This is a genomic window from Variovorax boronicumulans NBRC 103145, from assembly GCF_001591345.1.
GTDB lineage: Bacteria > Pseudomonadota > Gammaproteobacteria > Burkholderiales > Burkholderiaceae_C > Variovorax > Variovorax boronicumulans.
This window is the reverse complement of record NZ_BCUS01000117.1, coordinates 1-20,967: the sequence shown is the minus strand read 5'-3', so window position 1 is coordinate 20,967 and position 20,967 is coordinate 1. Positions and strand designations below refer to the sequence as shown.

Annotated in this window: 19 protein-coding genes; 12 read left to right on the top strand and 7 right to left on the bottom strand. The window is 63.1% G+C overall.

What is annotated here, in order from left to right:
* From VBO01S_RS32795 to VBO01S_RS32045, 4 genes are all read left to right on the top strand, one after another.
* Positions 1 to 445, top strand: a 445-nt coding sequence (locus tag VBO01S_RS32795) for a hypothetical protein (protein WP_062480661.1), incomplete at its 5' end; no start/stop codon positions are given.
* Positions 442 to 672 carry a hypothetical protein gene (locus VBO01S_RS25525; protein WP_062480659.1) on the top strand — a complete coding sequence of 77 codons (231 nt, stop codon included), beginning with the start codon at positions 442 to 444 and terminating at the stop codon, positions 670 to 672. The genes VBO01S_RS32795 and VBO01S_RS25525, both read left to right, overlap by 4 nt.
* Before the next feature lie 130 nt (positions 673 to 802).
* Positions 803 to 1,549 carry a DUF7227 family protein gene (locus VBO01S_RS25520; RefSeq protein WP_255221198.1) on the top strand — a complete coding sequence of 249 codons (747 nt, stop codon included), beginning with the start codon at positions 803 to 805 and terminating at the stop codon, positions 1,547 to 1,549.
* Between the two features lie 421 nt (positions 1,550 to 1,970).
* Positions 1,971 to 2,411: a helix-turn-helix domain-containing protein gene (locus VBO01S_RS32045; RefSeq protein ID WP_082818289.1), complete on the top strand. Its 441-nt coding sequence runs from the start codon at positions 1,971 to 1,973 to the stop codon at positions 2,409 to 2,411.
* 431 nt (positions 2,412 to 2,842) lie between these two features.
* Here VBO01S_RS32045 and VBO01S_RS25515 read toward each other — a convergent pair whose 3' ends face one another.
* Positions 2,843 to 3,601: a helix-turn-helix domain-containing protein gene (locus VBO01S_RS25515; protein ID WP_082818288.1), complete on the bottom strand. Its 759-nt coding sequence runs from the start codon at positions 3,599 to 3,601 to the stop codon at positions 2,843 to 2,845.
* Positions 3,602 to 3,654: 53 nt separating this feature from the next.
* On the opposite strand from VBO01S_RS25515, the gene VBO01S_RS25510 reads away from it, so the two are divergent.
* The gene (locus VBO01S_RS25510) at positions 3,655 to 4,077 is read left to right on the top strand and encodes a VOC family protein (RefSeq protein ID WP_062480654.1); all 423 of its coding nucleotides are present in this window, start codon (positions 3,655 to 3,657) and stop codon (positions 4,075 to 4,077) included.
* A gap of 63 nt (positions 4,078 to 4,140) precedes the next feature.
* Here VBO01S_RS25510 and VBO01S_RS25505 read toward each other — a convergent pair whose 3' ends face one another.
* Entirely contained in the window at positions 4,141 to 5,349 is a 1,209-nt protein-coding gene (locus tag VBO01S_RS25505; RefSeq protein ID WP_062480652.1) for a lactonase family protein, read from the bottom strand.
* A 1,280-nt stretch (positions 5,350 to 6,629) separates the two neighbouring features.
* Positions 6,630 to 7,061: a hypothetical protein gene (locus tag VBO01S_RS32545; RefSeq protein ID WP_157627458.1), complete on the bottom strand. Its 432-nt coding sequence runs from the start codon at positions 7,059 to 7,061 to the stop codon at positions 6,630 to 6,632.
* A gap of 277 nt (positions 7,062 to 7,338) precedes the next feature.
* Here VBO01S_RS32545 and VBO01S_RS32540 point away from each other — a divergent pair, with 277 nt between their 5' ends.
* Genes VBO01S_RS32540 through VBO01S_RS32040 form a run of 3 tightly spaced genes read left to right on the top strand, consistent with a single transcriptional unit; the run spans position 7,339 to position 9,442 of the window.
* Positions 7,339 to 7,593: a hypothetical protein gene (locus VBO01S_RS32540; RefSeq protein ID WP_157627457.1), complete on the top strand. Its 255-nt coding sequence runs from the start codon at positions 7,339 to 7,341 to the stop codon at positions 7,591 to 7,593.
* Positions 7,583 to 8,362, top strand: a complete 780-nt coding sequence (locus VBO01S_RS32535; protein WP_157627456.1) for a hypothetical protein — start codon at positions 7,583 to 7,585, stop codon at positions 8,360 to 8,362. The genes VBO01S_RS32540 and VBO01S_RS32535 overlap by 11 nt, the downstream gene beginning before the upstream one ends.
* 45 nt (positions 8,363 to 8,407) lie before the next feature.
* Positions 8,408 to 9,442: a YaaC family protein gene (locus VBO01S_RS32040; protein WP_082818286.1), complete on the top strand. Its 1,035-nt coding sequence runs from the start codon at positions 8,408 to 8,410 to the stop codon at positions 9,440 to 9,442.
* A gap of 248 nt (positions 9,443 to 9,690) precedes the next feature.
* On the opposite strand, the gene VBO01S_RS25490 is transcribed toward VBO01S_RS32040, so the two are convergent.
* Entirely contained in the window at positions 9,691 to 10,866 is a 1,176-nt protein-coding gene (locus VBO01S_RS25490; protein ID WP_062480646.1) for a YagK/YfjJ domain-containing protein, read from the bottom strand.
* Positions 10,867 to 12,134: 1,268 nt separating this feature from the next.
* Here VBO01S_RS25490 and VBO01S_RS32530 point away from each other — a divergent pair.
* Positions 12,135 to 13,199 carry a hypothetical protein gene (locus tag VBO01S_RS32530; protein WP_157627455.1) on the top strand — a complete coding sequence of 355 codons (1,065 nt, stop codon included), beginning with the start codon at positions 12,135 to 12,137 and terminating at the stop codon, positions 13,197 to 13,199.
* Positions 13,200 to 13,254: 55 nt separating this feature from the next.
* Here the strand turns inward: VBO01S_RS32530 and VBO01S_RS25480 are convergent, their stop codons facing one another.
* The 3 genes from VBO01S_RS25480 to VBO01S_RS25470 form a co-directional block, all read right to left on the bottom strand.
* Entirely contained in the window at positions 13,255 to 13,746 is a 492-nt protein-coding gene (locus tag VBO01S_RS25480; RefSeq protein ID WP_062480642.1) for a DUF6841 family protein, read from the bottom strand.
* 61 nt (positions 13,747 to 13,807) lie between these two features.
* Positions 13,808 to 14,392: a BPSL1445 family SYLF domain-containing lipoprotein gene (locus VBO01S_RS25475; RefSeq protein WP_062480641.1), complete on the bottom strand. Its 585-nt coding sequence runs from the start codon at positions 14,390 to 14,392 to the stop codon at positions 13,808 to 13,810.
* A gap of 70 nt (positions 14,393 to 14,462) precedes the next feature.
* On the bottom strand, positions 14,463 to 14,888 hold the full coding sequence (locus VBO01S_RS25470; protein ID WP_062480639.1) for a CBS domain-containing protein: 426 nt from the start codon (positions 14,886 to 14,888) through the stop codon (positions 14,463 to 14,465).
* A gap of 645 nt (positions 14,889 to 15,533) precedes the next feature.
* Between VBO01S_RS25470 and VBO01S_RS25465 the strand changes: the two genes are divergently transcribed.
* The 3 genes from VBO01S_RS25465 to VBO01S_RS25455 all read left to right on the top strand — a co-directional run.
* Positions 15,534 to 16,802: an HlyD family secretion protein gene (locus VBO01S_RS25465; protein WP_255221197.1), complete on the top strand. Its 1,269-nt coding sequence runs from the start codon at positions 15,534 to 15,536 to the stop codon at positions 16,800 to 16,802.
* A gap of 32 nt (positions 16,803 to 16,834) precedes the next feature.
* Complete coding sequence (locus tag VBO01S_RS25460; protein ID WP_062480635.1) at positions 16,835 to 18,163, top strand: hypothetical protein; 1,329 nt, start codon at positions 16,835 to 16,837, stop codon at positions 18,161 to 18,163.
* Positions 18,151 to 20,967: TolC family protein (locus tag VBO01S_RS25455; RefSeq protein WP_062480633.1), on the top strand; the 2,817-nt coding region annotated here is incomplete at its 3' end. The genes VBO01S_RS25460 and VBO01S_RS25455, both read left to right, overlap by 13 nt.

Sequence of the window (20,967 nt, the reverse complement as noted above, 5' to 3'; positions counted from 1 at the left end):
TGCTCATCGCGCGATCGGCAACCGACTGTGGTTCCTGGCGCAGACCCGCTTGGGGAAGCATGTCGGACGGATCTGGATCGGTCTGACCATCATCGACTGCAGGGGCGGCCAGGCGGCCGTCAAGAGCATGGACGAGAGCTGCGGCCCGTGCTACTTCGACTATCCATTGGCCTTTCTGGATCGCGCTGATCCTCCGGTTGGTCCGTATGCAGGACCTTGGCGCGAGAAGGTGCGCGAGTTCCATGCAAACCGAATGGCCAAGCGAGCAGCCATTCGGCAGGGGCTGCGCGTCTCGTACGACGGGCGCACCTACGAACTGCGGCGCAGCCTGGGCCGGCGCGGTTGGGAGGTCCAGCGCGAGGACGGGGTGATCTTCCACATGAAGGCAAGGCAGCTGCAGCAAGCGACGGTGCTACCTGCACCAGAGGCGAGGGCACACGCATGAGCCCATCTCAACCTCAGACCAATGTCGAGTTCGTGGTGGAGCTGATGGAGTTCAGCGCCCATGGGGCGTTGATCCAGGCCTTCGTGCTGCAGGCATTGACGTACTACGCACAGAAGGTGGCCGCGGCCGATCCAGAAGCACTGGATACCGGAATGGTCAGCGGCCATGCCTGGCACGGCTGCGCCCTGGAGATCCAACGAAAGCTCAAACAGCGCTTCGATAGCTAGGTACTTCCCTCTCGGGCTCCGCGAGACCGAACCATCCCTTCCATCCCGCAGGCCCGGACTTCTTCTCGAGCCCAGGCAGTGGGTAGGCGAGGGCGGTGCGCTGCGGCATTGATTCTCAAAGGAGAACACCTTGGTCACCACGATCTCACGAGGTGGTCTGGCGCTGCGCGCTGCGTCGACTGCACCCGCCGAACCATTCACTTATCACTTCACCCGCATCAGCCGCAATGCGAAGACCGGGCCCATGGCGGTCACGACGACGAGCGCGAACACATGTCCTGCGAACTGTGGCCTGCGGCGCAACGGCTGCTATGCCGAGAGCGGGCCGTTGGCGATTCACTGGAAAGCCGTCTCGGAAGGCTCACGCGGCTCGACTTTCGACGAACTGCTGCAGGAGATCAGCACGCTGCGTCGTCGCGCACTGTGGCGCCACAACCAGGCCGGGGACCTGACACCGTCGTCGCCCGGCGTGATCGATGCCGGGTTGCTCCTCAGGCTCGCGAGGGCGAACAGGGGGCGGCGCGGCTTCACCTACACCCACTACCCGCCCACGCCGGCGAACGGCGCAGCCATTCAGCAGGCGAACCAACTTGGCTTCACGGTCAACCTGAGTGCACAGACGCTGGCTCAGGCCGACAGCTACGCCAGCCTGGCGATCGCACCCGTCGTCGTCGTCTTGCCGCAGAGCACCCTCAAACCAGTGCGCACGCCAGCAGGCCGTCAGGTCGTTGTGTGCCCAGCAAGCGTGGGCAACATCGACTGCCTGAATTGCGGCATCTGTCAGCAGCGTGATCGCGCCGTCATCGTGGGCTTCCCTGCCCATGGGGTAGGGGCCAAGCGCGTGGAGGCGATCTTCCTCAAGGAGACACTCCGGTGAGGCAAGTCGATGGGGCTCGAGTCTCAAGCGCACAGTCTCAAGAAGCGGAGATCTTGTTCGACGAAGAATTCCTCAGCCAGGTGGATCGTGCAATGCTTGCACGCAAGCAAGCTGATCCCTCTCGCTTGGAAGAGGTGCGACGGGCTGTAGAGGCTGAGAGTCAGCTAGCCAACTTGACGGACGCATACGGGATTGATCGGCGAAGCGATCGTGGCCGCAAGGAAATCGGTTGAAAGAAAGTCTGGACACTCCTTCACGAATTCGTTTTCGTGAAGAAGTGCCCAGACTATCAGCTGCGATTTCTTTTTTTGGTAGTTCTCGTATCGTCTTAGAGCGGAAGGGACCCATGACCCAGAAGGCGCTCGAAGCAGCCATCTTGGCCGAGCTGTTGGCCCCGACTACAAAGCGGCACAATGCGCTCATGCCAAATGTCGCCTCGATTCTCAAAGCTGAAATTTCCCGCGTAGCTCGCAAAGAAGTGCGTGCCGAGATTGAAGCGCTGAAGAAAGCATCGGTCGCACATCGTTCGTCCATTGCCGACCTCCGCCGTCAAGTGAGTGCGCTAGAAAAGGAGCTGCGCCGCGTCGCGAAGGGCGCGGTACGTCCTTCCGCGGCTCCGGATTCGGGTGGCGATGCAGGCGAGGTGACGAAGCGCCGCTTCAGTGCTTCCAGGTTGGCGGCACATCGCGAAAAGTTGGGACTATCTGCTGCGATCTACGGACGGCTGGTGGGTGTGTCCGGACAGACGATCTACCACTGGGAGCAAGGCAAGGCGCGTCCGCGGGCTGCGCAACTCGAGAGTCTTGCGGCAGTGCGAGAACTCGGGGCACGCGAGATTGCGGAACGTCTCACCACTCAATAGCACAGAGCTTCTGCAAGCGCGGGGCTACGTTCTGAACATGAACATGGATACTCGCCAGGCGGCGATCCTCCTGTTGGTACTTGCAGTCATAGCAGGATTGCCATGGCTTGTCGGGTATCTAAGACGCGACTTGCCCACGCCGCAACAGGCCTGTATTCAGAAGTGCTCAGAGATCAAGAGAGATGGCTACCTCGTTTACCGAGGGCCCGCGACCCCAAAGGATAAGACGGCCGACCTCGAGTGTGAGTGCCGATGATGAGGTAAGGAGCGCACCAGACGGCACTACTTACAAGATCGGCTCAGTTCCGGTCGGCGCCAGTACGTTGAGAGGGATCTACGAAGGATCCACTCTCCAAAGTACAACCGCGTCTGGGCCTCTCGGCGCAAGCGCGTGCCCGGTCCCAAGGGGTGGGTGGTAGCCGCGTGCTGAGTCAATCGCGTGGCAGCGTGGAGGGCGGACGTCCCGCGAGGCGACGGCTTTCGCGCGCCAGGTGCGGTTGATCGGCGTAGCCGGCTTCGGCGGCCAGTTGGGCAAACGGTGTCGATGGCTCTGCGCGCGCCAACTGCAGGAAGCGCTGGTAGCGCAGCAGGCGTGCCAGTGTTTGCGGGCCGTAGCCGAAGTGCTGTACGAAACGGCGACGCAGCGTGCGCTCGGGCTGCTGCAAGCGCTCGCAGAGCCAGCGCAGCGGCGAGTCTGCGGGGGCCATACCGGACTGCAGCAGGCAAAAGGCTTCGGCCATTGCGGCATCGGGCGTGAGGTCCGCGACTGGCCGCGCGGCCACCCTGTGTACGAATTCTGTGGACGAATCGGCGGCGAGACATGCCGCACGCGAACCCCACAGATCGTCCAGTGCAACGCGGCAATCCGTCAGCGCATCCATGTCGATGCCCAGCCATGCGGCCGCCGCACCGGGATGGAAGCGCAGGCCCAGCACCTGCGCGCCGGGCCGTAGCGCTTCGGCGTGCGGTTGCCGGTCGGGGCCGGCCACGCGCACCACGCCATCGATCCACTGCAGATCGATCGAGCCGTCGGGCACCACCAGCAGCGGCGTGCCGTTGGCATCAGTAGGCAGCACATGCATCCACTGACAGGCAAAGATGCCACGCAAGGGCGGCGGCACCGGGATTTCGGCGTAGTGACCCACCTCCTGGGCGAGCGGTGTGGCCGTTTTGTTCAAGTCGGCGGGCATGACGTGCTGCAAGCTGGAGGCTTCGATTGGACAGCAAACCAGGAGCCCCACACATGAAAGCCCGTATTTCCGTTCTCACCCTCTGCGTCGATGACCTGGAGCGCGCGCTGCGCTTCTATCGCGACGGCCTGGGCCTGGCGACGCTGGGCATCATCGGCCAGGAATTCAAACACGGCGCGGTTGCCTTCTTCGACCTGCAGCCCGGCCTGAAGCTGGCGCTGTGGCCGCGCGAGAGCCTGGCGCACGACAGCGGCATCGCGCGCCGCGGCAGCGCCTCGCCCGACTTCACCATTGGCCACAACGTGCGCAGCGAAGCCGAGGTGCTGGCCACGATGGCGCAGGCCGAGGCGGCCGGGGCGACCATCGTGAAGCCGGCGCAGAAGACTTTCTGGGGTGGCTTCGCGGGCTACTTCCAGGACCTAGACGGGCATCTGTGGGAGGTGGTCTACAACCAGGCGTTTCTGCCGGAGGACTGAAGCGGACATGGCGCCAGCACCTCGTGCCGGACGGGCCACGTACAGCGATTCAATGACACTTCTTCACCTCGACAAGAAAATCTTGTTCGGCGAACGTCCTGCCATGACTGTCAGTGCCACTTGTGGATTCAGCACGCCCGACACCGCATCGATGGAGTAGACCGACACGTTGTTGTCAGTGTTGTCCGCCACATACGCGAACTTCCCGTTCGGTTCTATCGCAATCGAGGCAGGACGATTTCCTGTGGGAATGGTTGGCGTCACTGCGGGTGCCAGCGCACCGGTCGAGGCGTCCAGGGTATAGGCCGACACGTCATGGCTGTCCAGGTTCGCCACGTAGGCAAAGCGTCCCTTCGGGTCCACGGTGATGCTGAATGGAGCGCGACTTGTCGCAGGCGGTGTTGTTGCGAGCGGCGCCAGTGCGCCCGACACGGGATCGATGGAGTAAGCCAAGATGTTCCAGTCGCCCTGATTCAACACGTAGGCGAAGCGGCCGGAGGGATCCACGGCAATATCGCGGGCTCCGGCCCCGGCCGCCACGGTGGGGATCGCCATGGGACTCAGCGCACCGGACGTGGCATCGATGTTGAATGCCGACACGGTGGCGTCGCTGATGTTCGCCACATAGGCGAAGCGGCCCGTGGGGTCGATGGCAATACCGTAAGGCGCTCTGCCGGTCGCCACGGACGGCACCGCCATCGCGCTCAGCGCACCCGTCTCGGGGTCGATGTTGAAAGCCCGCACGCTGTTGCCCACCAAATTCACGAAGTAGGCGAAGCGACCAGTGGGATCCACCGCCATCCCCGCTGAGATTCCCCCCGCCGCCACAGTTGGGGCGGCGATGGGGTGCAGGTCGCCCGTCGTGCGATCGATCGCGTACGCCGACACGCCGTTGCCCAAAGCGCTCGACACGTAGACGAATCGGCCCGAGGGCTCGATGGTCAACGCGTACGGACTTGGCACCGACAGCGTTGCTGCCGGGCGCAGCGTGCCGGTCATCGCATCGACGGCGTAGGCCGACACGCTGTCGCTGTTGCCGTTCGACACGTAGGCAAAGCGGGAAGGAGGCTCGGCGCAGACGACCTGCACGTCGCTCACCTTGGCCGCCGCGATCGTTCCGCTTCCGTTGCTGACGGTGCACACGCGCGTCAGGATCTTCGACTGGGATTTGATTGACACAGCGTAGCTCGCACCATCGGCAAGCGGTGTCACAAAACTGAAGTGGCCATCGGTGGCGATGGGCAGGTCGTCACCTGCGTTGTTCTGCAGCACAAGCCCCGCGCCGAGCAGCCCCGTGACCTTGCCGCCGATCGCATAGGTCGGCGCGGGGGGAGTTGGGGCTGGGGGCGCTGGGGCAGGAGAGGGCGCGGGGGCGGAGGGCGGCACCGAGATCGGGGAAAAGCCGCCACCTCCACCCCCGCCGCACCCTGAAACGACTAGCGCCACCAGCGCGCCTGCGACGCGGAGAAGAATTTCGCTTGAGTGGAGCCGAGGCTCCGATCCGTGCCATCTCATGTTCTCGCAAGGCCCTGCCATTTGTTACGGCCGGCGATGTTAGTGAGCAACAGCGCAAACGGCCATACCCGAGAACTGGTAGACGCACCCTCCCAGGTTGCCCCGCAGGTCGGGGACGGCGGCGCCACGCCAAGGTGATAGGCGGCTGCCTGAAGCGCCAGCTGCCGCCGAGGTGTCGCAGTACGTGCGCGTCGAGATACCTCTTAACCTCGCGTCAGAAGTTCGAGCCTCTGACGAGAAGGCAGGCGCTGCTAGCGGATATCCAGGTCACCGCGCCTGTGGCCGATTCATCAGCCCCGAAAGTCAAGAGGCGACTGCCTCGAATGTAGGCATTCCAGCGACGACCCGCATGAGTGTTGGCGCCGCCGAAGTTGTCCATGAGTTATCCACAAAGATTTCCACTGACTCATGGAACAACTTCCGGTCTGGTTGTCGGGAAGCCTTTCAGGTCGACGATCCGAGTTGTTCAGGTCTTCCTCAGATCGCAGGGGCAATCATTCTGGTGACGTCGGGGTGCAGTTTCCCGCTGCTTGATTCTTCGCCCCATAGGGCGGTAGCTCGGAGCCGGGCAACCGGCTGCGCGGAGGCTGCAGCCCGTCCACGCGGGGGAACCCGCGTGACAAGCGCGAAGCGCTTAGCGGCGCGGAAACCACCCACGGCCAGGCGGTCTTTCGAGAGAACCCTCCATAGATACGGGACCTCGCGGCAACCGGTCACTTCACTTGGTTGCCGCGGCGGCCAGCCGCCGTGGCGCACGCATCCAAGTCGCAAGGGCCAAGACGCCAGCGGCCAAAGACCCATTTGAAGGCGTTCGGGGGGCGAACGCTGACTCAGTTTGGTGGGCCGAATGCGCCAGCTTCACCTTGTCTATTCAGAGAGTCCGGCGATGTCTCGCTATAGGCAGCCGAAGACATCGGCGTGGAGATCGCAGGGCGGTGTCTCACAATCCGGGCAGGTAAAGACGGTGATACCCGCTGTCATGTAATGGTGCAATCCGATAGGAACACCCGAAGAACCGTCTCCTCAGTAGAGGTCGATCAAGCTCGGTGGGGACCGTTCGGCTCCTTCTCGCAGGCGCTACAGCATTGCACTACGGTGATGTCTTCAAGGACGTTGAATGCCTCACTATCGAACTCCTCGACATCGATCGTATAGACAATGCTCGAGTGGCGGTGGTCAACGACGTTGATGCAGCAGCGCCCGCACAGACTAGCCCAAGGTCCGACGGACGGGGGATCGAGAGATATACCGCGTTGCTCGAGTGCCTCCTTGGCCTTGCCGACCCCGCAATTCATGCAGAACGCCTCCAGGACTTCACTGGACTCCACGCCGACGATGGCGGTGAGCGGCTCTGCGATTTCCTCAAGCTGTACTTTGGCGCGTGCCAGCGTTACGCAGAGGCTCTGTAGAGGCGCCTTGCAATGCGAACAACGGCCAAGCGGATGGGGTAGTTCGAGGGGGAGAGTCATTTCGGCTCCTGGAAGACTGTGCAATTGGTCGAACGCAAGGACAGCGGGGATCGCTGTCATGCCATGAAGCGTTCCGATAAAAATTGCACAGCCTCTTGAAGAGACGGTTGGTCCCCGTATGGGGCCTTTGGATGCTAGCGACAGTTGTTGTCCTAGCTCATTCTCATACGTCTACCGGAAACTGGGTCGGACTCCGCCGCGAAAAGGGGGCTCAGCAGAAGCTCGGATTCTGCAGATCGATGCCAGCGCCCTTGCACTTGATCCAAGGACCAGAGGGATGCTCAAGGCCATCGCGTGCCGTGGCATCGATGCTCGGGTCAATGGGGATGCCCGCATCGGTTCTCTTTGCGTAGACCACACAAGCGCTCACGGCGGCAGTGACTGCAGCGTCTGCGGCTGCGGCCAGCGCTGTGAGGGAGCTACAGAGACGGATGTTCTTCATGGTTTGGGCGTGAAAAAGCCCGCGCGCGGCGGGCTGGGATTGATCGGCGGTGATACAGAAAATGAGGAAAAATCGATGAATGTTTTTTGAGCCTTACGTCCATGGAAGCCCGAAGTGCTATGCGCACAAGCTAGGTGGCTGTTCGAGTGGAATTTCTGGAGAGCATGTATTCACCAAAGCTGTCATGGGCGAGGGCTCTATCGCAGTCGTGGGATGGCCGAAGATTCCAGATCACACGTTTATCGGTTTGGGCAGCGCGACGGCGAATGTCCTATGTGTAGATCACAACTCCGCCTTGTCTGGCCTTGACAGTGAGGCTAAAAAGTTAAGCGATGCGCTGGGTGAATTTCACTCAGCAAAGGCGGGTGAGACCCAGGTCGCGCTAGATGGCTCGGTGTTTGAGCGTTGGCTTCTCAAGGTAACTTTGGGCCACCTTGCAGCTGGCATGACGGCGGTGGGCAAGCGCTATCCGCTAAAAGCAGAGGTCGTGGCAGCTCTTTTCGGACTCATCCCGATGGCGGCGCCAATCGGCATGTACTCGATGGCCGGAGTGGAGCGCAACTCGAGCTTCACGAAAGAATTCCTCTTTCGTGAACTAACGGCCGTCGATCCAATGGGCCAACCGCGAGTCATTGGAGCATTCATCGCGTTGCACGGTCTACCGTTTTTGTTCTATCTAGGTGGACCGTTTCCAATTGATGGCTATTTCCTTCGGCCAGACGGTACGAGCTACCTCGATCCGTATGACTGTCAGAATGCCAAAGCAAATTTTCATCCGCCTTCGCTGTTTCTCCGAGACGAAGGTGCCAAGAGCCTACGAGTTGACCTTGCTTGGCCCGACGTAGCGCCTGCTGGTTAGTCGTAGTTCAGTTGTGCCGTGTAGTCGTAAACCGAGGAGGCCCAGATGATGCAAAGCCACGTTTGGCAGCGGCTTTTCGCGTTGGAAACCAGAGACGGCGTTGAGACGTGGCATCGCAGACTCTTCTCTCGTGATATTGGCGCGCGAAGAGCTTTAGAAATTACCTCCGCGGCGAAGCAGTCTCGAGAGTTTTTTAGAAATGCCCAAGGGTCGAACGATTCAGTCCGGGCCTTGCTTGGATTTTACGGGGTTGCAAGCTTGAGTCGAGCGGCTCTGCTGCTGTTGAGCCCTGGGCAGGGCGAAGAAGCAATGACTCCGGGGCATGGGCTTTCCGCGATCGATTGGCGGTCAACGCTCACCTCGGATGTCGCCGTTGCACTTTCATCATTAGAGAAGCTGAAGATAGAGACTTGCAATGGTCTGTTTTCCGATTTTCTTAGCCGGACCGAGAACTTGGCTTGCATGCACGTCCACTCCGAAAACGTCGACTGGAGGCTCACGTACAACCTGCCGCCGGTTGGATCCGTTGTGACTCTTGGCGATCTCCTGTCGCGCTTGCCCGACCTCGCTGACTATCTTCCGCCCTCGATTCAGCGCAGAAGCGCATGGTGCGGCAATATGAGGTTCAGTGCCGAAGCTGGGTTCAATGCTCGTGTACTCGCTGACTCGTTTGCAGCATTCGCAGAACGGTATCGCGCTCTGGGCTATGTCGTTGAGGACGTGCAAGCAGGAGATGTTCAAATTTCCTGCGACTACGACACGTTCAAGTCACATACGGCACTATTCACCCATACGTATCTGAAAAAGATGATCAGGATTCCGGGACTGTTCATCTCGGAACCCTTCGAGGGGGAGTTGGAACTCTCTCAAATTGCCATGACGTACATGTTGTCCTATTTTCTCGGCATGCTCACCCGCTACTTCCCTGGCCCTTGGGTTGCACTTGCGAGTGGTGCGAAGGGTGACGAGGTTTGGCCTGCCATCAATGCCGCACAAAAGTACATTGAGGCAAGCTTCCCTGAGTTGGTTTTGGAACTGATCCTTGACCGGATTGCGGAGCGGGATCGCGCAAAAACTTAAGCGCGATCAAGGAGCTTCCCCCGCGATGTTTCTCAGCGAACTGGGTGGCGGTGGCGGTGGATGAGGAGCAGGCCACCTGAGCCTCGTCTTTGCTTCTGTCTCTCTCAGTCAATTTCTACTCCACTCACCCGTGTTCTGGAGAACATGAGCGGTGGGTGTCTAGGTCGGCCACGCACAGCGAAATGACGGCGAATGCTGCGCGCGACAGACCAATCACATGGTGATTGCCCAGGCCCCACCAGACTGGGCTATTGGGACCAGAGTCCCGCAGTGCCAAACAAAACGTGGTTTTTCCTGGCCTTGACGGGCTTGCTGCTTCTGCGGGGCTTGCGCAGCCCCTTCGGCAAACGCGGCTTGCCCGCATTCGTGGTCTTCTGCGGAAAAGCCGATGTGCCGAAGGTCTGCACGCGCTCCAAATCGATCTGCAGTAACTGATCGCACTTGGTCAGATACTCCACGCCCCGCCTGAGCAGGCACTCGCGCTTCTCCACGTCAATCGCGTCGATTCTCCCCAAGTATGGGTAACGGTAGTCGCTTTCACGGCAATGGTGGACGTCACCGCGCCCCTTCGTGGCACGCTCCACCCAGCGCTGCCCCACCTTCAGGCCTCGGTAGTACGGGTCCTTTATTTGCGATCCATCGAAAAGCAAGATGAGGTGGTAGTGAAAGCGCTCCAGGTCCGTGTACTCCAGGCTCCACATGTACCCCGCGAGGTCTTTGAGCCGCCGGTTCTTGTGGCGCCCATTCCATAGGCGCCGGAAGTCCTCGCGCACCTGTGAGAGCGTCAATTCTGCCTTGAATGAATTTTGATACTTCAAGTCAATTCGCGCGACCTCGACGCGTGAGTACTTCTTGAACACAGCCTCCAGAAATGCACGACCAGTTTCGTAATTTCGATCGCAGTTCCGTTTATTCTCGTATTCACTTCGCTTGAAGCCTCGGCCCTCGGCCTTGCTACGTACTGTCGAGATCAGCCAGTTCTCCAACTCCCAGTTGCGCATCCACGGATGGCCCGACATCGCCTGCAGGTTCGGAGAGTGCGTCGATTGAAAGTGAAGCGCATCCATCGCCTCGTAAAGAATGGTGCTGCAAAGGCTCGGAGTGAACTCAGAATCGCGATGATCGAGGTACACCCGCTCCATGAACGCCTGCAGCAAGCCCGAATACCGGGACAAGTACAAGTTTTTCAGGACGGGGCGTCCCGCTTTGACCTCCTGCAATTGCCAAGCGACGGCCGTGCTGGAGCAAATATCCAGCACGTACTTGTCAATCAAAGGCCGGACAGAGTCAAACTCCTCAATGATGACGATCACGCCGTCTTCGGCCATGAAGGCCGCCTCATTGAGGATGAGGCCTTCATAAATCGGATTGTCGAAAAGAGGCCGACTGAGCGCTGGCTCTTGGGATGGAGATGATTTCTTCATGGGGATCATTTTCTTTAATTGCCCTGATCCCCGTGAGTGCCTGATGCACTCAATGGAACATCAAGGCTCTGTAGATGGAAGAAGTCGACAGATGCTGTAGGCATCTGTCTTTATCTTTCCTTTTGGAAGGAGGAAAGAGGAGAGGCTTCCTCGTTGACTATGCTGGTATCTTGGTTGTCTTTATTAATCTCATCCTTTTCCAATATTCAAGATTCAAAGGAGTCGTGATTTCGATTGCGGAAAGGAAGTCGTATGCGATTGATTGCCTGCGTTTTCTGGCGTCAAGAGTGGTACAAAGTTACACCGGAGCAGGGTAAAAAAAGAGCACGTGCGTTTGAGCACGTGCTTTGCCTGGAATATCCGGGGCAATAGGTTGGCTGTCTTCCGCAAAGGATGGGATGGCAGCAGTATTTTTTTTCCGAGAATGTTCTCCCTTCGACGTCGAGGTCGAGGTCGAAGAAAAGCACGCGGAAAAAGCTAAGTGGTGAGCCGAAGGCTACAGATTGAGCTGGCTCATACCGTCAACAGGTACTTCAAGCTGGATAGGCGCGACGCTGGCGCGTGTGTGGGCCATACCGGCGTTGCCTGCGAGTTGCTGATCTTGATGGACCTGTGGGCTGCGCCGCGCCGTCAAGTTTGTCCTAATGTGCCGGAAGAACTTCCATGTTGGAGAACTAACTATTACGATAGGGGGGCTAACTATTACGTTGGAGGGGAGCTAACTTTTACTTAGAAGGGGAACTAACTATTGAGTTAAAGGGGAGCTAACTTTGAAGCGTCATGTGACATCTCCGTGTTGGTCCTTGCCGGAGAGGTCGCCATGATTTGTCCCGCGAAAATTCAATACTCCATTGCGCGCAGGAGAAAGTACTTGCCTCCAATCGACGAGGAAAAAGAGCTTCGCCGCGAAAATTAGCGAACGATAAAAGGAGTTCGAATTCAGCGACTGGCTGAGCATGAAGGGGCGTGGTGTCCCCTTGAACTAGAGTATTCAACGTCCGATGAACTATCGGGGGCGCACGTGCCCGCGATAGGAGACGCCGAAGAGCACAATGGTCCACGCATGAAAGCCGCAGAAAGGTATTTTTATCGATTCCTCAATTTGATTCCAGTGGCGGTTTGGCTGTACTGGAGATGAACTTGTCGATGGCAGGTGCGGAGCAGTTCCAACGCAATCCTTCTGTCGCCCGCATTGATCTAAATATTAATATCTGGCGCGCATAGTTCTGGTCATCAGAAAGGCTGCGCGCCAGCCCTAAAGGACTATTGTGCATAAGAAGTCGGAGGGTGAACCCCCTTCTTTTTCCGATGAGGCAGCGTTGGCTATGTCTGAGCGGGCTGCGGCGTACCAAATCCAAGGAAATCAGCCTATTGCATACGTCAAGGATGGGCTAATTCAAGTGGAGCAAATTCGAGAAATTGTCGCATTGACCCGAGACATTGCACGATCGAATCGTAGATCGTTTCTTCTGCGATTTTCCGCTCAGACAGGGTACGTTCAAAATGAACTCACAGCGTTTGGCGCACGGATCGTAGCGGCTCTGTACACTGTCTCGCCCGTCCTCGCGCAATACCCTATTCACCGCTTTCCACCATATTTTGAGATTTTTGAGCGGCATGCCAGCAGCCTGGCACTGCTTGATGTGCCTGGCCTGGATCTGGTAATAGGGCCAGAAGCAATTGCTTGGACTGATCGGCTCAACCAGTTCGTGATCAATGTTCGTCGTGAAGCCCTAGCACCCCAATTCAAGGCTCGCCTGAAGAATTTTGCGCGCGGCCCCAATGACGCCTATGTGCAGATCATGGCGTATGTCGAAGCGCATGCAGCCCAAAATAAAGCGTTGACCTTGACGCGTATGGATCTTGGATACTTGCCGGTTGAGCTTCGCTGGCCTTCAATTCCGGGGCAATCGATCGGGCACGCTCAGATCACTGAGCATCGCCAGAAATTCGTGAAGCTGGCATCTGAAGCTTTTGGCGGGGCGTTGGTTGGGCATATCTGGAAGCTTGATTTCTCATTGGAAAAGGGCTACCAATGGCACATGGTTTTTCTCTCGCAGGTTCTTCACCCGCAAGACTTGCGTGCGATCTTGGCGAAGATGGGAAACGATTGGAACAATGTGGTAACACACGGCTTGGGATTTCATGTCGACTGCCGCGCTTTCATTGACACCTATAAGGGTGGAGGAATTGGTAACTTTGAACCCAGCCGCTACCCGCAGCAGTGGGAGGGTATCCGCAAGATGGCCATCTATCTGACGGAGCCAGATAACGAGGTGCGCCTTGCTTTGCCTAACAACGCTCGCGCTTTTGGCAAGGGGACGATGCCGTAGGTCAATCTGTCTGAGCAGGCGTCAACATGCGGAGCTACCGGACCGTGCACTGCCCCTACGGCGCGCGACATGTCAGCCAGCCCACCGTGGTGCTCTGGGTTCTATCGGACGGGGCGACGACTTCCTCGGAGTTAGGTGGTCGGATGCTGAACGTGTGGAGCAGAGGTGCGGGCGGCGGTGCTTGAGGCTGTGTACGGCGCGGATGGCTCTGCGCGCCGTCGACCTTGTAGATCGCTCTCCACGCCACGCGGGCGAGCCCGTGCAATTCGTCGATGGCCGAGATGTCCAGGTTGCGCACGGTCATCCGCTGCACGCCGGTGTCGCGGTAATGCTTGAACCCCTTCGCGGACACGCTCCTGAGTTCGTCGTCGTTCCTGCCCGTGAAGACGCCGGCGGGTGAAGCGGCAATGAAACACGCGGCGTACAGCGCCGCCACGGCCTCCAGGTCGGCTTCGCCGGTCAGTCCCGCATTGAATTCGCGCTCATAGCGGTCGAACAACGCGCGCGTCGCAGATTGGATCGGGTGGGCTTCGGCTCCGTTGAGCATGATGGCGGGCACTCCTTGTCGATGGCGTTTCCGACCGGATGCCCGTCATGCCATGCCCGTATCAAGGTCGAATTTCGGTGATCTTCGCTCCCTGCACCGACGCACCCGCCTCCAGGCCCACATTGGTCATCACGAAAGCGACCACGGGCTGCCGGAAGGTGCTGCTGTCGACGACGCCGTTGGCACCGTAGCGTGCCAGCGCCACCGTCGCGTCGACGCCCACCGTCCAGCCCCGGCTCTGGCGGAATTTGTCCAGCGCCTCCCTGGAGGTGAACACGTAGAACACGGCCTTCGACTGCGCACCGGCCTGGAAGCCGATGGAGCCGGCGGTCGTGCTGTAGTAGCTCTGCGTGCGGCCGCCGCTGCGCAGGGCTCCGCGACCATAGTCGGCGCCGATGCCGAAGCTTCCGCCCACCACGGACGGGAAGACCAGCACGCCCTGGGCGCCGGCGACGAGCGCGCGCGAACCGGCGACGGTGTCATAGAGGCGGGCCAGCGACGCGTCGACCTGGGCGTCGATGGCCGATGCCGACGAGGCCGGGATGTCGTTCGCTGCGCCGCTGGGGCGGGTGACCGTGCAGCCGGTCACGGCGAGGCTCGCCGCGATGGCGGCGGCTGCGAGCAGGTGGAAAGGTGCGACGTGCATGGCAAGTCCTCCAGGAAGAAAGGGAAGGGACAGTGAATCGGGGTGAAGGACCTCGCCTGGTCAGACCTTCTCAGGCCTCGACGGGTTGTGAGATGCCGCACAGCGCCTCGGCGGCCGGCTTGACCTTGGGCTCCTTCACCGCGACATCGGCCAGCGCCAGGATGCCCACCAGCCGCTTGTCGCGGTTGACGATGGGCAGGCGCCGGATCTGGTGCTCGGCCATGAGCTGCGCCGCATGATCGACGGCGTCGTCCTCATAGGCCCAGCGGATGCCGTCCGACATGACGTCGCGCACCTTGGCGTTGCCGTCGTGTCCTTCGGCGATGCCGCGCACGGCAATGTCGCGGTCCGAGATCGCGCCGATCATGCGGTCGTTCTCGCCCACCGGCATCATCCCGAAGTCGCCGTCGCGCATGCGTCTGGCGGCCTCCGCGAGGGTGGCGTCGGGACTGATGACCTCGACATCGCGGGTCATCACAGCGTTGACTTTTCGCATCTGGAATCCTTTGAAGAAGAAAAAGCAGGGTGGGCTACAGGTCTAGTCTTCTGTGCGGCCCGAGGTGTAGGACAACCGCCGAAAAGCCGGTGGTGCAAAGGAAGAACGCGCGCATGCCGCAGCCTGGGCGTGTCCCCATGTCGCGAAGGGCATGGGGCTCGCCGGGGTTGATGACCGTTGCTGATGCGTGCCCGCCACATCGCCCCCGCGGCGGCTGTGACCAATCGCGGCAATATCGTTACGGCCTGTTGAACTCGACGCGGAAGCCGCGTTGTCGACGCCGCGCGCGCAGGGGGCCGCTTCATCGGACCTCGCCCTGCGCCATGCCCGCGGGCCTTCGAGACAAACGCGATCGCGCGCTGTTCCGTGCGTGCCGACACGCCCAGCCCGTGTCAACCCCCACCGCCGCAACACCTATGTAGGACTTCGCCCGGTCCGCGGCCGAAAAGTAGATGTGAAGTTCGCACATCTTGTTTCTCCCGGAAGCAGGACGGGGCGCGCTTTGGGCGTACCTTTATTGCACCGCAGCACGACAAATCGAGGCGCGGACCGAGGGGTCGGGAGGTTGATTCGAGTCTCTTTCTTCACCAGACGGCATGCCGTTCGCCGGCATGCCGTCGATGTTTCCAAGAGGTGGTTATGCGAGTGTCCAGACCCATTCCTTTTCCGTCGGAACCGGGCCGACCGCGTGCCGTGCATGGACGGCGCCGGCGCCAGCGGGGCGCCTTCGTTCCGAAGCTGGCGGCCTATGCGCTGCTGGCCTTCGTGCTGTGGCTGATGGTCGCCACGCTGGTCGCGCCGCTCCTGTCCTCGCAGGCCACGCGCGCCGTGCTGCAGGCGCCGGTCGGCATCGTCACCTCGCCGATCAACGGCGTGGTGACGCAGATGGCGGTGCGCACGCGCGATGCGGTGGCGCCCGGCACGCTGGTGGCCACGGTGCGCAACCCGACCGTCAGCCAGGAGATCCTCACCACGCTGACCACGCAGCGCCTGGCCCTGCAAAGCCAGCTGTCGCAACTGGGCAACCAGTACAAGTCCGACAGCCAGGAGATGCGCTCCATCGGCCAGCAGGCGCAGGTGACCCGCCAGGCCTCGCTGGCGCAGACCTGGGACGCGTGGGAGATCGCGCAGCGCCAGCGCGACGTGGCGCACAGCGTGGTCGCCGAGCAGGAGAACAAGGTGCGCATCAACGAAGCGCTGTTGAAAGAGGGCGCCATCAGCGAACAGGTGATGAACGCGTCTGAGGCCCAATTGAGCACCGCGCGTGCCAATGCGGCGGTGGCCGAGCAGGCCTTCGCGGGACAGGCGCAGACGGTGGTGAGCGCGGGGCAGGGCGCCTTCGTGGGCACCAGCGGCAACAGCCTGTTCCAGACGCTCGCGAGCCGGCGCGAAGCGCTGCGCAACAGCAGCGACCGCGCGCGCCAGGACGGCACCGTGATCGTCAAGCAGCTCGCGCAGATCACGCAGCTCGAGGACGAAGAGCGCCGCCGCGTCGACAAGCTCGCCGCCTACGAGGTCAAGGCGAGCCAGCCCGGCATGGTGCATACGGTGCTGGCGCCCGAGGGCGCGTATGTCACGGCGGGCTCCTCGCTGGTGCGCGTGACCGACTGCAGCCGGATCGGCGTCGTCGCCGTGTTTCCCGCGCGGCTGGCCAAGCGGCTGAGCGTCGGCTCCAAGCTCGACGTGAAGGTGGCGCAGAACGTCGACGTGCAGGCGCGCGTCGAGCAGCTGCTGCCCGTGGCCTCCGACGCGCTGCAGAGCACCTACAGCGTGCCCTTCCCCTTTGCCGAGCAGGGCTCGATCTATGCGGTGGCGCGCATCGAGGCGCCCGAGCCGCCGCCCTCGGAAGACGGCAGCCGCCAGACCCTGTGCGTGCCGGGCAAGGTGGTCTCGGCCGGCCTCGCCAAGGCGTGAGAAAGCATGTCGCGCAGCCCACCGAGAACGCCATGTCGATCCCTTTCTCTTTCCGTGCCGTGGCACGGTGCGCCGCCGCATCGATGGCGCTTGCCGGCATCGCTGCTGCTGCCGCGCCTCCCTCTTCACCCGGTGCCACGCAGAAGGCCCTTGCGCGCGAGAGCTGCGACGGGCTGCGCCGCGCCGTCGCGCACGACCAGGGCGGCGCGACGTCGGGGCCGCTGTTCCTGACCAGCTACCGCCCGGCGAATGCACAGGGCGAACCGCCGTTCGAGCCCGCGCTGGCGGGCGCCGGCTTCACCTACGACAACGCGCTGGCCGGCATCGCGCTGCTGGCGTGCGGCGAGCGCGCCGCCGCCCGGCGCATCGGCGACGCCGTGGTCCGGGCCGTGGCGCACGACCAGACCATGCCCGACGGGCGCGTGCGCAATGCCTACCGCGCCGGGCCGGTCACCGAGGAAAAGCCCGCGCTGCCCGGCCGCTGGGACGCGGGGCGCAAGCAGTGGATTGCCGACGCCTACCAGGTCAGCACCGCCACCGGCAACGTGGCCTGGGCCGCGCTGCTGCTGCTGAACCTGCACCAGGCCGAACCCACGCCCGCCTACCTGGCGACCGCGCGCCGGCTGCTGGCCTGGGCCGAGCAGAATACGCGCGCCCGGAACGGCCCCGACGGCTACAACGGCGGGCGCCACGGCTGGGACCACGCGCAGCGCGCGCAGACCTGGAAGTCGACCGAGCACAACCTGGACATCGCCGTGGCGGCGGCGTGGGCCGCACGGGCCGTGCGCGCCGACGGCCAGCCCGACGCGGCGGAGCAAAGGCAGGCGCGCACCGCGCTCGACTTCGTGGGCCGCATGTGGAACCCGTCGGAGCAGCGCTTTCACATCGGCACCAAGGAAGATGGCGCCACGATTTCCACCGAAGGCTCCGGCCTCGACGCGCAGCTGTGGCCGGTGCTCGCGGCGCCCGAAGGCTCCTGCGCCTGGGTGCGCAGCCTCGACTGGGTGGAGAAGCACCACCGCGTCGGCGCGGGCTACGGTTTCTCGCGCGAGCCCGACGGCATCTGGACCGAAGGCAGCGCACAGGCCGCCGCCACGCTGGTGGCCCGCAAGGGCGCTGCGCCCGAGGCGCTGTGGCAGCTGCTGGCCTCGCAGCGCGCCGGCAACGGCCTGTACTACGCCACGCCGAGCGCGCGCATTGCCACCGGCCTGGCCATCGGCCCCGATTCGACCGGCGCCGATTTCTTCTACTACCGCTGGCCGCACCTGGGCGCGACCGCCTGGATCGCCCTGGCCGCCACGGGTTTCAACCCCTTCACCGGCAAGACCGCCGCATCGGAAGTCCCCTCATGTCCAGCCTGATCGCCACACCGGAATTCCAGCTCAACGCCCTGGTCGGAGGGCTCGCCTTGCTCCTCATGACCTGGGCCAGGGTCGAGCGCATCACCCACCGCGTGCTGTTCGGCGCGCTCACCGCGTTGCTGCTGCTGCGCTACGCCGTCTGGCGCGTGGTCGCCACGATGCCGCCCTCGGACCTGGGCTTCGAGACCCTGTTCGCCTGGGTGTTCCTGGGCTTCGAGCTCACGGCCATCGTCTACACGCTGATGTCGATCCACATGCTCATGCGGCGCCGCGACAACCGCGCGCAGGCCGACCGGGGCGAGGCCGCGCTGCGCGAGCGCCATGCGCGTGGCGAGGAGGTGCCGGCCGTCGATGTCTTCATCTGCACCTACAACGAAGAGCTGGCCGTGCTCGAGAAGACCATCATCGCCGCGCAGGCCATCGACTACCCGCGGCTGAACGTCTGGGTGCTCGACGACACCCGGCGCGACTGGTTGCGCGCGTACTGCGAGCGCCGCGGCGTGCACTACGCGCGGCGGCCCGACAACCGCCACGCCAAGGCCGGCAACCTCAACAACGGCCTGCGCCTGTCCGCGGGCGTGACCGACGCGCCGTTCATCCTCGTGCTCGACGCCGACTTCGCGCCGCAGCGCCAGATCGTTTACCGCATGCTCGGCCTGTTCGAGGACCGCCGCGTGGGGCTGGTGCAGACGCCGCAGTTCTATTACAACGCCGACCCCATCCAGCACAACCTGCGCGCCACCGACAGCTGGGTCGACGAGCAGCGCGTGTTCTTCGACGTGCTGCAGCCCGCCAAGGACGCGGTCGATTCGGCGTTCTGCGTGGGCACCTCGTTCATCGTGCGGCGCGACGCGATCACCGAGGCCGGCGGGTTCCCGGTGGGCAGCGTGTGCGAAGACATCCACACCACCTACCTGCTGCTGCGCCACGGCCGCATCACGCGCTGGCTGGGCGAGCGGCTGTCCAACGGGCTGTCGGCCGAGAGCATCATCGACTACATCAACCAGCGCAGCCGCTGGTGCCTGGGCACCGTGCAGCTCGCGCTGCTGCCCGACGGGCCCCTGCGCGGCCCGGGCTACAGCCTGTCGGCGCGGCTGCACTTCCTGCACGGGCTGCTGCACTGGCTGGGCAAGCCCTTCATGGTGCTGGTGCTGCTGGCGCCGGCGCTGTACTGGTATGCCGGCGTCTCGGCCTTCCATGCCACGCCGCAGGCCTTTGCGGCCTACGGCCTGCCGTCGCTCGTGATGTTCTGGGCCTACAGCTACTGGGTCAGCCAGCGGCGCTGCCTGCCCGTGTTCAGCGAGGTGAGCCAGCTGGTGGCGGCAATGGCCGTGAGCGGCACGCTGGCGCGCGCGATGCTGAAGCCCTTCGGCCATCCGTTCAAGGTGACGGCCAAGGGGCTGGACCGCTCGCGCACCGTGGTGCACTGGAAGCTGGTGGCCGTCTTCGGCGGCCTGCTGGTGGCGCTGCAGGGCGCGGCCGCGATGGCGGCCCTGGGCGGCGAGGCGCTCACGCCGGGCGACCAGCTCAACCTCGTGTGGACCGGCATCGCGCTGGTGCTGTGCCTGAGCGCGCTCATGGCCTGCGTCGACCTGCCGCGCCCGCAGCAGGAAGAGCGCTTTCCCTGGCGCGCGCGGGCACGGGTGCGCACGGCCGCGGGCGAGGGCGAGTCGCGCTTCGTCAACATCGCGGCCGACGGCGCGCTGCTCGAAGGCCGGGGGCCGCTCAAGCGCCTGCGCGTCGGGCAGCCGCTGGAGGTGCATGTCGAGCCGGTCGGCTGGCTGCCGGCCCACCTTGCCGCGCGCGGCAGGGCGGGCGCCGAGCTGAAGTTCGCCGCCACCGAGGCGCAGCGCGAAGACCTCGTGCGCCACGTCTTCAACGTGCCGCCGAGCCACGTGGCCGTGCAGGTGCGGCCCTGGCAGGCGGCGTCGGCATTGTTTGCGAGTGCGGGCATGCGCGCGCCGGGCGCGGGTTTCGCGCGCCTGTCGCTGCGCCTGCTCTTCGCGGTGCTGGCCGTGTGCATCGTGCTGGTGACGACCGGGTGCAACCTCACGCCGCCGCTCAAGGACCCCGACCTGTCGGTGCCGTCGCAATGGCCCGCGGGCACGACGGCGCCGGGCGCGCAGCCCGTGGACTGGCGCAGCTTCGTGCAGGACGAGGAGCTGCGCGGCCTGATCGCCACCGCGCTCGAACAGAACCGCGACCTGCGCGCCTATGCCGCGAAGGCCCGCGAGGCGCGCGCGAACTATGCGGGCAACCGCGCTTCGCTGTTCCCGGCGCTGGGCCTGTCGGCGCATGCCCAGCGCGCGCAGACCACGCCACAGGGCTCGCTCAGCCCGGTCGGCAACCTGCCGTCGGACGGGCGCGTGTCCAACAGCTTCGACGTCCAGGCGGGCGTGATGTCGTACGAGCTGGATTTCTTCGGCCGGCAGCAGAGCACCGCGCAACAAAGCGGCGCGCTTGCCGAGGCCGGCGACAAGGACCACGCGGCCGCGCGCATGAACCTCGTGGGCGAGGTGTCGAACGCCTACCTCACGCTGCGCGCCGACCGTGCCTTGCTTGCGCTGGCCGAGTCCAACGAGGCCGCGCTGAATGCCAATGCCGACACGATCGGCCGCGCCCGTGCGGTCGGCGGTGCCGCGCAGCTCGACGTGTACCGGGTGCAGTCGCTGCTGCAGACCGCGCGCGTGCGGCAGGAGGAATACCGCATGCGTGTCGCGCAGGACCTGCAGTGGCTCAACGTGCTGGTCGGGCGCCCCGTGCCGCCCGAGACGGGCAGCGCGCGGCCCTGGCCCGAGCGCTCC

Bases quoted from the DNA above. Each gene is read 5' to 3' on its own strand.
- VBO01S_RS25525 (WP_062480659.1), top strand. From the start codon at position 442: ATGAGCCCATCTCAACCTCAGACCAATGTCGAGTTCGTGGTGGAGCTG.
- VBO01S_RS32045 (WP_082818289.1), top strand. From the start codon at position 1,971: ATGCCAAATGTCGCCTCGATTCTCAAAGCTGAAATTTCCCGCGTAGCT.
- VBO01S_RS25515 (WP_082818288.1), bottom strand. From the start codon at position 3,601: ATGCCCGCCGACTTGAACAAAACGGCCACACCGCTCGCCCAGGAGGTG.
- VBO01S_RS25510 (WP_062480654.1), top strand. From the start codon at position 3,655: ATGAAAGCCCGTATTTCCGTTCTCACCCTCTGCGTCGATGACCTGGAG.
- VBO01S_RS32545 (WP_157627458.1), bottom strand. From the start codon at position 7,061: ATGACTCTCCCCCTCGAACTACCCCATCCGCTTGGCCGTTGTTCGCAT.
- VBO01S_RS32540 (WP_157627457.1), top strand. From the start codon at position 7,339: ATGCTCAAGGCCATCGCGTGCCGTGGCATCGATGCTCGGGTCAATGGG.
- VBO01S_RS32535 (WP_157627456.1), top strand. From the start codon at position 7,583: ATGTTTTTTGAGCCTTACGTCCATGGAAGCCCGAAGTGCTATGCGCAC.
- VBO01S_RS32040 (WP_082818286.1), top strand. From the start codon at position 8,408: ATGATGCAAAGCCACGTTTGGCAGCGGCTTTTCGCGTTGGAAACCAGA.
- VBO01S_RS25490 (WP_062480646.1), bottom strand. From the start codon at position 10,866: ATGAAGAAATCATCTCCATCCCAAGAGCCAGCGCTCAGTCGGCCTCTT.
- VBO01S_RS25480 (WP_062480642.1), bottom strand. From the start codon at position 13,746: ATGCTCAACGGAGCCGAAGCCCACCCGATCCAATCTGCGACGCGCGCG.
- VBO01S_RS25475 (WP_062480641.1), bottom strand. From the start codon at position 14,392: ATGCACGTCGCACCTTTCCACCTGCTCGCAGCCGCCGCCATCGCGGCG.
- VBO01S_RS25470 (WP_062480639.1), bottom strand. From the start codon at position 14,888: ATGCGAAAAGTCAACGCTGTGATGACCCGCGATGTCGAGGTCATCAGT.
- VBO01S_RS25460 (WP_062480635.1), top strand. From the start codon at position 16,835: ATGTCGATCCCTTTCTCTTTCCGTGCCGTGGCACGGTGCGCCGCCGCA.